Source organism: Microbacterium sufflavum (assembly GCF_023091155.1).
Classification (GTDB): domain Bacteria; phylum Actinomycetota; class Actinomycetes; order Actinomycetales; family Microbacteriaceae; genus Microbacterium; species Microbacterium sufflavum.
This window is the reverse complement of record NZ_JAHWXK010000001.1, coordinates 1,540,221-1,551,823: the sequence shown is the minus strand read 5'-3', so window position 1 is coordinate 1,551,823 and position 11,603 is coordinate 1,540,221. Positions and strand designations below refer to the sequence as shown.

General features: G+C 71.8%; 9 protein-coding genes. 4 read left to right on the top strand and 5 right to left on the bottom strand.

Annotation, left to right across the window (positions count from 1 at the left end):
* Nucleotides 1-63 precede the first annotated feature (63 nt).
* On the top strand, nucleotides 64-246 hold the full coding sequence (locus tag KZC56_RS07620) for a hypothetical protein (RefSeq protein ID WP_136034009.1): 183 nt from the start codon (nucleotides 64-66) through the stop codon (nucleotides 244-246).
* Nucleotides 247-259: 13 nt separating this feature from the next.
* On the opposite strand, the gene KZC56_RS07615 is transcribed toward KZC56_RS07620, so the two are convergent.
* Nucleotides 260-1,192 carry a M15 family metallopeptidase gene (locus KZC56_RS07615; RefSeq protein ID WP_247638276.1) on the bottom strand — a complete coding sequence of 311 codons (933 nt, stop codon included), beginning with the start codon at nucleotides 1,190-1,192 and terminating at the stop codon, nucleotides 260-262.
* A 74-nt stretch (nucleotides 1,193-1,266) separates the two neighbouring features.
* On the opposite strand from KZC56_RS07615, the gene KZC56_RS07610 reads away from it, so the two are divergent.
* Nucleotides 1,267-2,355: an Rv2578c family radical SAM protein gene (locus KZC56_RS07610; protein WP_247638275.1), complete on the top strand. Its 1,089-nt coding sequence runs from the start codon at nucleotides 1,267-1,269 to the stop codon at nucleotides 2,353-2,355.
* A gap of 46 nt (nucleotides 2,356-2,401) precedes the next feature.
* A complete protein-coding gene (locus KZC56_RS07605; protein ID WP_247638274.1) occupies nucleotides 2,402-2,941 on the top strand; it encodes a YaeQ family protein in 540 nt (179 codons plus the stop codon).
* A gap of 81 nt (nucleotides 2,942-3,022) precedes the next feature.
* Here the strand turns inward: KZC56_RS07605 and KZC56_RS07600 are convergent, their stop codons facing one another.
* The gene (locus KZC56_RS07600; RefSeq protein WP_247638273.1) at nucleotides 3,023-5,239 is read right to left on the bottom strand and encodes a DEAD/DEAH box helicase; all 2,217 of its coding nucleotides are present in this window, start codon (nucleotides 5,237-5,239) and stop codon (nucleotides 3,023-3,025) included.
* A gap of 265 nt (nucleotides 5,240-5,504) precedes the next feature.
* Between KZC56_RS07600 and KZC56_RS07595 the strand changes: the two genes are divergently transcribed.
* Entirely contained in the window at nucleotides 5,505-6,401 is an 897-nt protein-coding gene (locus KZC56_RS07595) for an aldose 1-epimerase family protein (protein ID WP_247638272.1), read from the top strand.
* 93 nt (nucleotides 6,402-6,494) lie between these two features.
* Here the strand turns inward: KZC56_RS07595 and KZC56_RS07590 are convergent, their stop codons facing one another.
* From KZC56_RS07590 to KZC56_RS07580, 3 genes are all read right to left on the bottom strand, one after another.
* The gene (locus tag KZC56_RS07590; RefSeq protein ID WP_247638271.1) at nucleotides 6,495-9,704 is read right to left on the bottom strand and encodes an efflux RND transporter permease subunit; all 3,210 of its coding nucleotides are present in this window, start codon (nucleotides 9,702-9,704) and stop codon (nucleotides 6,495-6,497) included.
* Between the two features lie 16 nt (nucleotides 9,705-9,720).
* Nucleotides 9,721-10,308, bottom strand: coding sequence for a TetR/AcrR family transcriptional regulator (locus KZC56_RS07585; RefSeq protein ID WP_247638270.1), 588 nt, complete (start codon nucleotides 10,306-10,308; stop codon nucleotides 9,721-9,723).
* A gap of 84 nt (nucleotides 10,309-10,392) precedes the next feature.
* Nucleotides 10,393-11,574: a Gfo/Idh/MocA family protein gene (locus tag KZC56_RS07580; protein WP_205828259.1), complete on the bottom strand. Its 1,182-nt coding sequence runs from the start codon at nucleotides 11,572-11,574 to the stop codon at nucleotides 10,393-10,395.
* Nucleotides 11,575-11,603: the final 29 nt, after the last annotated feature.

The window sequence follows — 11,603 nt, the reverse complement described above, 5'->3', positions numbered from 1 at the left end:
CTCAATCGGCTCATCGACGGCGCGCCGGGACGCGGCGGGATCGCCGGCCGGGAGACTCGGGGCATGCAGGAAGTCTGGCCGTACATCACCGCCCTGTGGTTCACCGTCGCGCTCCTCGCCGGAGGATTCGCCCGCACGCGGGGGCGCTCGGCGTGGGTGTGGTTCCTGCTGACGCTGTTCACCGGACCGATCGCGGCGTTCCTCCTCGTCGTCTGGCCATCCGTCGAGACGCGCAGCCCGCGCTGAGGGCAGCCGGGCGTCAGTGCGCGTAGTCGGGCGCCGCGGGAAGCCCGAAGAACTCCTCGAGCGTGTGATACCCGCCCTCGTGGTACGCCGCCGCGAGGTCGACGCCGACGTACCGCAGGTGCCACGGCTCGGGTGCGTAGCCGGTCACGGGCGTGCCAACCTCTTCGTAGCGCACGATGAAGCCGAACTCCCAGGCGTGCGCGGCGACCCAGTCGCTCTGGCCCGTGCCGCCGAACCCGTCGAGGCCGCCGCAGCCCGCATCGCACGCCACCACATCCAGCGCCAGGCCGGTCTGGTGCTCGCTGTGCCCGGGGCGCGCCGAGCCGGCGTCGGCCTCGGCCTGCCCCTGGGCACGGACGTGCGAGTCGTAGGTCGAGACCTGGAGCCCGTACGAGCGGTAGCCGTTGTTCGCGCCCAGCCGCCCGACGCCTGCCGTCTGAGCGGCATCGGCCATCGCGCCAACGGCGGCGGCCACGTCGGGGCGCACGAGGCCGGAGGGCGTGGTCATCTGCAGGGGCACGGCGTCGAGGAGCGCCGGCTCGTAGTCGGCCGGGGTCAGCGGAAGACCCTTGTTCACGACGACCCAGACGCGGGCGGGGTCGGTCAGCGAGATGCACGGCGCGTTGCCGGCGACCACCGCCTCGCGGAACGCCGCACCGCCACCGAACCCGGCGATCGTCGCCGCGTCGTCACCGTTCGCGATGGCCTGCTGCACCCCGGGCTCGGCGCACGGGTCGGCCGCGGGGATCGCCGCCGTCCGCACCGCCGGCACCTGCGCGACCGCGACGGGCCGCGGCATCGCGTCGGCCGCCGACGAGGGGAGCACGGGCGTCGAGGCGATCGAGAACAGCACGCCGAGCGCGGCGACGGCCAGCCCCACGGGCAGCGCGGGACCGGAGATCGGGGAGCGCGGAGCCGCATGCTGGGCAAGCGGCGGAACGGTCATTGCCTCATTCTCTCATTCGAAGATCTCTGCGATGCCCGCTTGTGCTTTCTTCGTCTTTCTGTTCGAATGAGGGGATGCGGTGGCAGGGGCAGAAGCTGGGCGACGTCGACGAGGCGGCGCTGCCCGGGCTGGAGGAGCGCCGCGGCGTGCTGCGCACCGTGAAGACCCCGGCGTTCGAGGGCATGACCTTCCATGAGGTGCTGTCGAAGTCGGCTCTCAACCACGTGCCCGGCGCCTCGCGCATGCCGTTCGCCTGGACCATCAACCCCTACCGCGGCTGCTCTCATGCCTGCACTTACTGTTTCGCCCGCGGCACGCACGAGTACCTCGACCTCGACGGCGGCGCCGACTTCGACTCGCAGATCGTGGTCAAGGTCAACGTGGTCGAGGTGCTGGAGCGAGAGCTGCGGCGGGGCAGCTGGAACCACGAGACCGTGGCGCTCGGCACGAACACCGATCCGTACCAGCGCGCGGAGGGCCGCTACGCTCTCATGCCCGGCATCATCCAGGCGCTCGCGACCTCGGGCACGCCGATCTCGATCCTCACCAAGGGCACGCTGATCCGCCGCGACATCCCCCTGCTGGTGAAGGCGGCCGAGCGGGTGCCGGTCGACGTGCAGATGTCGATCGCGATGTACGACGACGCCCTGCAGAAGGCGATCGAGCCGGGAGCACCCACCACCCAGGCGCGGCTCGACACGGTGCGCGCCCTGGCCGATGCCGGGTTCCCCGTGACCGTGTTCCTCATGCCGATCCTGCCGCACCTCACCGACTCGGTGGAGGCGATCGACACCGGCCTCCGCCGCATCAAGGAGTCGGGGGCACGCACCGTCATCTACGGGGCGCTGCATCTGCGGCCGGGGGTCAAGCCGTGGTTCTTCGAGTGGCTCGAGCGCACGCGCCCCGACCTCGTGTCGTCGTACCGCGGGCTGTATCCCGGCGCATCGGTCGAAGCCCCCAAGCCGTACCGCCAGTGGCTGGCACGGCGGGTGCGACCGCTCATCCGCCTGCACGGCCTCGACGCCCGGCACGAAGACGATTACCCCCGCCGCGGGTTGCGGCCGGGGCAGGGGCACACCGCGTCGAGCACGCCACCGGCCGGCACGGTCGCCTTCCGACAGACCGGGCCCGCCGCGACACCCCCGCAGCCGATGCTGTTCTGAGCCGTCCGGTCGGGAGGGCCTCCGGGGCCGCGTAGGCTCGGGGGTCATGGCGATCGGTTCCACCCTCCACACGTTCGACGTGCAGCTCGCCGACACCGATCGCGGGGTCTACAACGACTACTCGCTGCGGGTGGCGCGGCACCCCTCCGAGACCGACGCCTACATGCTCACGCGGGTGCTGGCGTACGGGCTCGAGTTCGGCGAGGGCATCGCGTTCGGCGGCAGCGTGTCCGACACCGAGGAGCCCGCGGTGCTCGTGCGCGACCTCACCGGGCGGATCGTCACCTGGATCGAGGTCGGCGCGCCCGACGCGGAGCGCCTGCACCACGCCAGCCGTCTCGCCGAGCGCACCGTGGTGTACACGCACCGCGACCCCGCGAAGGTGATGGCGCCGTGGGCGGACAAACGCATCCACCGCGCCGAGGACATCCGCGTCCACAGCTTCGACCCCGGGTTCATCGACACCGCGACGCCGCACCTGGAGCGCCGCAACACCCTGACCCTCACCGTGACGGAGCGCGTGCTCTACCTCGACCTCAACGGCACGAGCCTGGCGACCGCGCTGCACGAGCACGAGCTCGGCTGACACCCCGGGTGATACCGGGCTGCGAAGCGCGGAAAGGCCCCGGAGACCGAGGTCTCCGGGGCCTTTCCGATCCGAAGGCGATCAGGCGGTGAGGTCGGCCGTCGACGGCTGACGCCCGGCGATCTCCTCGATCACGTCGTCGTCCAGGCGGGCGTTCTCGAACGGCGCCTCGATCTCGGCACGCTCCAGCAGCTCGTTCATGCGACGCTGGCGCTGACGCGTGATCAGCGTCACCACGCGACCCGAGCGACCGGCGCGGCCCGTGCGACCCGACCGGTGCAGGTAGGTCTTGTACTCGTCGGGGGCGTCGGCCTGCACGACCAGGTCGATGTCGTCGACGTGGATGCCGCGCGCCGCGACGTCGGTCGCCACGAGCACGTTCACGCGACCCGAGGTGAGCTTCTCCAGGTTGCGCGTGCGCTTGGCCTGGTTCAGGTCGCCGTGCAGCGACACCGCGGGGATGCCGGCGTCGTCGAACTGCTCCGCCAGCATCTCGGCGTAGGCGCGGGTGCGGGCGAACACGAGCGTCTTGCCCTCGCGGTCGACGAGCGACGTGAGGATGTCGGCCTTGTCGCGGTGCTCGATCACCAGCACCCGGTGCTCGATCGTGCTCGACTCCTGGTCCTCCCCGGCGACCTCGTACACGGCCGGGTCCACGAGGAACTCGTCGACGAGCGCGGCGACCTCGCGGTCGAGCGTCGCGGAGAACAGCAGCTTCTGGCTGCCCTCGGCGGTGCGGCGGAGGATGCGCTGCACGGGCTCGACGAACCCGAGCTCGCACATGTGGTCGGCCTCGTCCAGCACCGCGATGCGGCAGTCGGACAGGTCGAGCTTGCCCTGGTTCATCAGATCCTCGACGCGTCCGGGCGTGCCGATCACGATGTCGACGCCCTTCTTGAGCGCACCCACCTGGCGGCCCTGCGGCACGCCGCCGTAGATCTGCGTGGTGAACAGTCCGACGCTGCGGGCGATCGGCTGGATCGTGCGGTCGATCTGCAGCGCGAGCTCGCGCGTAGGGGCGAGGATGATCGCGCGCGGGGCACGACCGAACTCGCGGCGCTTGCCCGCCTGCGACTGGAGCACGCGCTCCACGAGCGGCGCGCCGAACGCGATGGTCTTGCCGGAGCCGGTGCGACCGCGGGCGAGCACGTCGCGCCCCTCCAGCACGGCCGGGATGCTGGCCGCCTGGATCGGGAAGGGCGTCTCGGCGCCGAGGTTCTTCAGCGTCTCGGTGATGTTCGAGCCGAGCCCGAGGTCGGCGAAGGTCACGTTCTCGACCTCGACGGCCTGCACGGCCTGCGCTTCGAGGCGCTCGTGCACCACGTCGGCGCCCGGGGTGAAGGCGTCCTTGGGCTTGGCGTTCCAGTCGCTGCGGCTGGGGCGCTCCTCCCGGCGCGGACGCTCGGTGCGGTAGGCGCCACCGGTCGAGGCGCGGGGACGCTCCCGCTCCCCGTCGAACGCGCGCTGCGTGCGGTCGCGGTCGAAGGCCCGGCGGGCGCGGTCGGCGTCGTACGAGCGCTCGGGGCGCGAGGGACCGCGGTCGTTCGAGCGGCCCCGGTCGTCGCGGTCGTCGCGGCGCGGACGCTCGTCGCGGTCGAACCGCGCGCGGTCCGCACCCCGGTCGGCGTAGCGCGGACGGTCGCCGCGACGGTCGTCGAACCGCCCGGCGCCGCGGTCGTCACGGCGGTCGGTCGAGCGGGCCCGGTCGTCGCGGTCGTACCGGGGACGGTCGCCGCGGTCGGTCGAGCGGGCCCGGTCGTCGCGGTCGTACCGAGGACGGTCGCCGCGGCGGTCGTCGAACCGCGGGCGCCCGCCGTCACGGTGGTCGTTGTCGCGGAAGCCCTGACGCTGCTGGCCGCCGCGGTCGTCACGGCGGTCGTCGAAGCGGCCCGCACCGCGGTCGTCGCGGTAGGTGCCGGGACCGGTGGGGCGCTGGCCGCCGCGGTCGTCACGGCGATGCGGCGCCTCGCGGCGACCGGACTCGGCGCGGTTGCGGATTCCGCGGGCCTCGTCGCGGCCCGCGCGCTCCTGCGAGGTCCAGCGGCGCTTGGGCGCGCCCGACTCGGTCTCCTCCGGGCGGTAGCCGCGGTGGTTGGGGCTGCGGCTGCCGGGACGACGGTCGTAGCCGGCGGTCGAGCGGCGGTCGCTCGCGTCGGCCCTGGTACCGCGCTCGTCGCGCGCACCGTCACGCGCGGGCGCACCGCGGTGCCGCTCGTGGAAGGAGGTCTTCTTGGCGCCGTAGCGCGGCTCGAAGTTGGCGGCGGCGCGGCCGCCCTTGGGCTTCTTGTTCTTGGGCATGCGGGGGGGTGTCCTTCTGCGTTCTCGCACGAGAACAGCGCTGCGCACGCGCGCAAGCACTCCGACGGATGCGGAGTTCCGGACGATCTGCGGCCGGGGCCATTCCTGTGATGGTTGATTCACGTCGATCGACGTTCACCATCGGCCCCTGGACTCACACTTCACACACTGAAAAACGTCCGCGCCCTGCGCGGGTGTCCGAAGCCGACCATGCCAGTGTACCGGCCGACCCTGGGAGCGACCCGCGCCCCACTACGATGACGGGGTGACCCCCGTCTCCCCCACCGGCCTCCAGGTGCACCTCGGACTCGGCGAGGTGACAGCGCAGATCGCCCAGGTCGGCGCGTCGCTGCGCTCCCTCCGCATCGGCGAGGTCGACCTCGTGCCCCCGTACCCGCTCGACGCCCCCACCCCGTCGTGCTCCGGCGTCGTGCTCGTCCCCTGGCCCAACCGCATCCGCGACGGCCGCTGGGACGACGAGGGCACGGTCCGCCAGCTCACGGTCTCCGAGCCCAAGACGGCCAATGCCAGCCACGGCCTGCTCCGCTTCACGCCGTACGCGGTCGAGCAGACCGACGCCGCGGCGACCCTGCGCGCCACGGTGTATCCGCAGACGGGTTACCCGTATCTGCTCGAGACCTCGGTCGCCTACGTGCTCACCGCCGACGGCATCGAGGTCACGCACACCATCACGAACTGGTCGGAGTCCGCGGCGCCGGTCGCGCTCGGCACGCACCCGTTCGTCACGATCGGCGACGTCGACCCGCACGAGCTGGTGCTGCGGGTTCCCGCGCAGACCGCCTTCGAGACCGACGACCGCCTGCTGCCGGTCGGCACCCGGCCCGCCGATCCGGCGCTGCGCACGGGGCTGCGCCTGGGCGATGCGACGCTCGACACCGGGCTGACCGATCTCGACCGCGACGCCGACGGCCGCGTGCGCCACACCCTCACCGCGCCCGACGGCCGCACCGTCACGCTGTGGCAGGGCGAGGGCTTCGACGTCGCCCAGGTGTACACGGCGCGGAACTACCCCGGCACGCCGCTCGCCGTCGCGATCGAACCGATGACGGCCCCCGCCGACGCGTTCAACAGCGGGATCGGGCTGCGCCGCCTGGCTCAGGGCGAGACCTGGACGCTGGAGTGGGGCATCACGTTCGGCTGAGGCCGACGCACCTCCTCCGATCCGCGCGCGAAGGGCCCCGATCCCCATCGTCTGATGTGCATCGGGGCCCCTTCCGCGGAGTCGTGGCGCGCTCTACTCGCCGTGGTGGTCGCGCAGCTCCCGGCGACTGACCGGCGTGCCGTCCGCGTGGACCGTGGCTCCCGAGATGACGGGCTGCGCGGCCGCTCCGGTGGGCGCGACGGGTGACGCCGGGGCGTCCGGGCCGGAACCGTCGTCGCCCGTGCCGCCGTCGCCCCGCCGTGCGCGGCGCCGCTCCTTCGCGCCCTCGACGAGGTTGTACAGCGTCGGCAGCACGATGAGCGTGAGCACGGTCGAGGAGATGAGTCCGCCGATCACGACGATCGCGAGCGGCTGCGAGATGAACCCGCCGTGACCCGTGATGCCGAGCGCCATCGGCGTCAGCGCGAGGATCGTGGCGAGCGCGGTCATCAGGATGGGGCGCAGACGCTTCTCGCCTCCCGCCATCACCGCGTCAGCGGTCGACAGCCCCTTCTCTCGGTACTGGTTGACGAGGTCGACCAGCACGATCGCGTTCGTGACCACGATGCCGATCAGCATCAGCACGCCGATCAGCGAGGCCACGCCCAGGGGCACGCCCGTCACGATCTGCAGCAGGATGGCGCCGGTCGCCGCGAACGGCACCGACACGAGCAGCAGCAGCGGCTGGCGCAGCGACTTGAAGGTCGCGACCATCACCACGTACACGATCAGGATGGCCGCGAGCATCGCGAGACCCAGCTGCGAGAACGAGTCGGCCTGCTGCGAGGCGACACCGCCGACCTCGGCCGAAGCACCGTCGGGCAGGTCGACCGCGGCGATGGCGGCGCTCACCGACTGCGTGGCCACCGCGAGGTTGTCCGACGCGGGCGGGACCGTGACCGTCGCGGTCCGGCGGCCCTGCTCGGTCGTGATCGAGGTGGGGCCGTTGCGCTGCTCGACCGTCGCGATGTCCTGCAGGGGCACGATGCCCGCGGCGGTCGGGATGGCGAGCTGCTGCAGCGCCGCCACGGTCGTCGGCGGCGCGGGGTTCACGAGGTACACCGTGAGAGCGGTGTCGTCGATCTCGACCGACCCGATCTGCTGCGGGCGCATGGTGTTCGACACGATCGAGCCCACCGCGACCTCCGACAGCCCGACCTGGGCCGCGGCCTCCCGGTCGACCACGACCGCGATGTAGGGCAGCGCCTCGGCGAGGTTGTCGGTCACCTGGCCGATGCCGTCGCGCCCGTCGAGCTCCTCCACCAGCGCGGAGGTGGCGGTGGCGAGGTCGTCGCCGTTCGAGGCGGTGACGGTGATCTCGATGTCGCTGGAGCCGAAGCCGGCGGAGGAGGCCACGGTGACGTCTCCGACCTCGTCCCCGAGGCCGTCGATCGCGTCCTGCACCTCGGCGCGCAGCTTCTCCTGGTCGGCGTCGCCGTCGGTGAGCACCGAGTAGGTGATGCCGGCGCCGCCGGAGAAGGCGTCGCGCAGGGCGGAGCCGCTCGACCCGATCGAGGCCTGCACGTGCTCGATGCCGTCGATGTCGAGCAGCGCCTCCTCCACGGGCGCTGCCGCGTCGGACTTCGCCTCCAGGCTCGCGGTCGGCCCGAGATCCTGCGTCACCGTCATGGTGTTCTGCCCGGAGTCGCTGAGGAAGTTCACCTTCATGAGCGGGGCCGCGGCCAGCGTCGCGCCGAGCACGACCACCGCGAGGACCACCGTGAGTCCGGAATGCTTCAGCGTCCAGCCGAGGATCGGCCGGTAGCCGCGCTGCAGCGCCGTCGGCGGCGCGTCGGGGTGCTCGGGGTCGATCGCGTTCCCGTGCTCGTCGAGCAGCGGCTTGCCGGGCTTGAGGAACCAGTACGCGAGCACCGGCACGATCGTGAGCGCGACGAGCAGCGACGCCACCATCGCGATCGTCACGGTCATCGCGAACGGCCGGAACAGCTCGCCGACCATGTCGCCGACGAACACGATCGGCAGGAACACCGCCACGGTCGTGATCGTCGACGCGGTGATCGCCGCGGCGACCTCCCGCACCGCGAGCCGGATCGCATCGCCCTTGTCGGCGTCGCCGACGTAGTGCCTCTTGATGTTCTCGATCACCACGATCGAGTCGTCGACCACACGGCCGATCGCGATCGTCAGCGCCCCGAGGGTCAGCACGTTGAGCGAGTAGCCGAACGCCTGCAGCCCGATGAACGTGATGAGCACGGAGGTCGGGATCGAGATCGCCGTGACCAGGGTCGAGCGCACCGAGAGCAGGAACACGAGGATCACGAGCACGGCCATCACGAGGCCGAGCAGGCCCTCGGTGGCGAGCGTGTCGATGGACTGCACGATGAACGGCGCCTGGTCGAACACGACCGTGAACTCCGCGTCGGGCAGTGCCTTGCCGATCTCGTCGAGCGCGGCGATCACGCCCTGCGACACCTCGACCGTGTTGGCGGCGGGCAGCTTGGTGATCGAGATCGACAGCGCATCCTTCCCGTCCACGCGGGAGATCGAGGTGACCGGGTCGGACGCCTGGGTGACGGTCGCGACGTCGCCGATCGTGAGGGAGGTGCCGACGAGGGGCAGCGCGGCGATCTCGTCGACCGAGGTGATCTTGGCCCCGGTCTGCACGGTCAGCGTCTCGCCGTTCTCGGTGATGTCACCACCGGGGAACAGCGTGCCGTTCTGCTGCAGGGCCGAGCTGATCGCCTGCGTGCTCTGCCCCTCCGCGGCCAGGCGGCCCACGTCGGGTGTGATGGTGATGCGCTGGCCGACCCCGCCGACGATCTCGGCCGCGTTGACGCCGTCCACGTCCTCCAGGTCGGGGATGGCGACGCTCTCGAGCTGGGCCTGCGCGTTGTCGGCGTCGTCGAAGCCGGTCACGGCCACCTGGATCACCGGGAAGTCGTCGATCGACACCGACAGCACCTGCGGCGTGACGTCCTCCGGCAGCTGCGAGGAGATGCGGTTGATCGCCTGCTGGATCTTCTGTTCGGCCGTGGCGAGGTTCGTCCCGTACGCGAACATCGCCTGCACGATCGACGCATTGGTCGTGCTGGTCGCGGTGGTCGACTCCAGGTCGGGCACGCCCTGGATCGCGGACTCGATCGGGGTGGAGACGTCGTTCTCGACCACCTCGGGCGAGGCGCCGGGGTACGTCGTCATGACCACGAGCGCGGGCAGCTCGAGCGAGGGGATCAGCTCCTGCTTGAGGTTGGTGAGCGCGAGCCCGCCGAACACGGCCGCGACGATCGTCACGAGCGCGATGAGGGCGCGGTTCTTCAGGCTGAGGATGGCGAGTTTCGACAAGGCGTGTTCCTCGGTGTCAGGGGGTGGCTGTCGCAGCGGAGGGGGTGGAGAGGGGATCTCCGAGGATCCGCGCCAGTGCGGTCTCGAGGAAGGACTGATCGAGGCGGTCGTCGCGGATGTGCGTGCTCCACATGACCCCGTCGATGAAGATCATCGCCGCTTTGGCGCGGTCGGCGCCATAGGTCGGCTCGAGCAGGTCGACCAGGCGGTCCGACAGGTGGCGGGCGAGTTCGCGCAGTCGCGGGTCGTGCACGGCCGCGGTGACCACGGCGCGGTCGGCCTGCACGGCGTGGCCGTCTTCGGCGCTCCGGCACACGAGGGCCGCGATCACCCCGGGCCCCGCTCCCTGCTCGGCGAGGGTCTGCCGCACGCCGTCGAGCCGGGACTCGATCTCGTCGGCGAGGGCGCGGAACGCGGCGCCGCGGAGGTCGTCGAGCGTGGCGAAGTACTGCGTCGTGGCGCCGAGCGGCACCCCCGCCCTGGCGGCGACCATGCGGTGCGTGATGGCCTCGGCGCCGACCTCGACGATCAGCTCGGCTGCGGCGGTCACGATCTCCCGGCGGCGCGCTTCGGGGTCGCGCCGTCGACGCCCGGTCTCCGCCATCCCGCACCTCCCGCACACCCGTACATGTACGTTTGTACATTCGCTCCGGTGTGAGGAGCCTGAGAGCCGCGGCTCCGCGTCGGCTCAGGCCGCGGCGGTCTCGACCTGTCCGCGCTCGAAGTAGGCCACGAGGTCGGGGTCGAGCGGCGGCACCGCGATCGCCGAGCCGTCTCCGCGCAGCGACGCGGTCGCGAGGATCCCGGCCGCCACGGCCTCGCGCGCTGCAACCGGCGAGGTCGCGGTGAGCCCGCCGTGTCGCACGAACCGGAGGAACTCGGCGACGAGCAGGGCGTCCGCCCCGTCGTGGCCCGCGTCCGGCACCTCCGGCACGATGAAGGTCTCGTCGGCCGGGGCCGCTCCCGCGTGCCGCCGGTTCCACAGCCGCACCTCGCTGCCGGCCACGTCGCCGAGGTTCTCGATGCGGCCCTCGGTGCCGATCACCGTGTAGTTGCGCCAGTAGTCCGGCGTGAAGTGGCACTGCTGGTACGACGCGAGGATCCCGCCCTCGAGCTGCAGGTTCACCATCGAGATGTCCTCCACGTCGACCACGGGGTGCAGCCCGGTGAGCGCCGTGGGCGGCCAGTTGTCCATGCTGAACCAGTCGGGCATCCGCTCCCCCGTGCGGTCACGGCGGTCGGCGATGTCGCCGTACACGCTCAGCCCGCCCATCGCCGCGACCCGCTCCGTGTAGGCGCCGGCGAGCCAGTGGATGATGTCGAGGTCGTGGGCGCCCTTCTGCAGCAGCAGCCCGGTGGTGCGGCTGCGGTCGGCGTGCCAGTCCTTGAAGTAGAAGTCCCCGCCGTGGCCGACGAAGTGCCGCACCCACACGGCCTTGACCTGGCCGATGCGCCCCTGCCGGATCAGGTCGCGCATCAGGGTGATCACGGGCATGTGACGCATGTTGTGCCCGATGTAGAGACGGGTGCCGGTGCGCCGCGCGGTGGCGAGCATGCGGTCGGCGTCGGCGAGGTCGATCGCGAGCGGCTTCTCGCAGAACACGGGCACCCCGGCCTCCAGCGCCCGGATCGTCAGGGCGGCGTGGGTGTCGTCCGGCGTGAGCACCATGACCGCGTCGACGCCCGAGGCGAGCAGGTCGTCGAGCGAGTCGGTGATGAGGGCGTCGGGCACGAGCGCGCGGGCGTCGTCCCTGGCGCGGGGCGAGAGGTCGCACACCGCTGTGATGCGGGAGCCGTGACCCGGGCGGTGCACCTCCTCGTGGAGGGTGGAGCGCGCGCCGAAGCCGATGATGCCGATGTGGAGGTCCAACAGAAGTCCTTCGTGAAAGTCGATGCAGA

Bases quoted from the DNA above. Each gene is read 5' to 3' on its own strand.
- KZC56_RS07610 (WP_247638275.1), top strand. From the start codon at position 1,267: ATGCGGTGGCAGGGGCAGAAGCTGGGCGACGTCGACGAGGCGGCGCTG.
- KZC56_RS07615 (WP_247638276.1), bottom strand. From the start codon at position 1,192: ATGACCGTTCCGCCGCTTGCCCAGCATGCGGCTCCGCGCTCCCCGATC.
- KZC56_RS07600 (WP_247638273.1), bottom strand. From the start codon at position 5,239: ATGCCCAAGAACAAGAAGCCCAAGGGCGGCCGCGCCGCCGCCAACTTC.
- KZC56_RS07585 (WP_247638270.1), bottom strand. From the start codon at position 10,308: ATGGCGGAGACCGGGCGTCGACGGCGCGACCCCGAAGCGCGCCGCCGG.
- KZC56_RS07620 (WP_136034009.1), top strand. From the start codon at position 64: ATGCAGGAAGTCTGGCCGTACATCACCGCCCTGTGGTTCACCGTCGCG.
- KZC56_RS07605 (WP_247638274.1), top strand. From the start codon at position 2,402: ATGGCGATCGGTTCCACCCTCCACACGTTCGACGTGCAGCTCGCCGAC.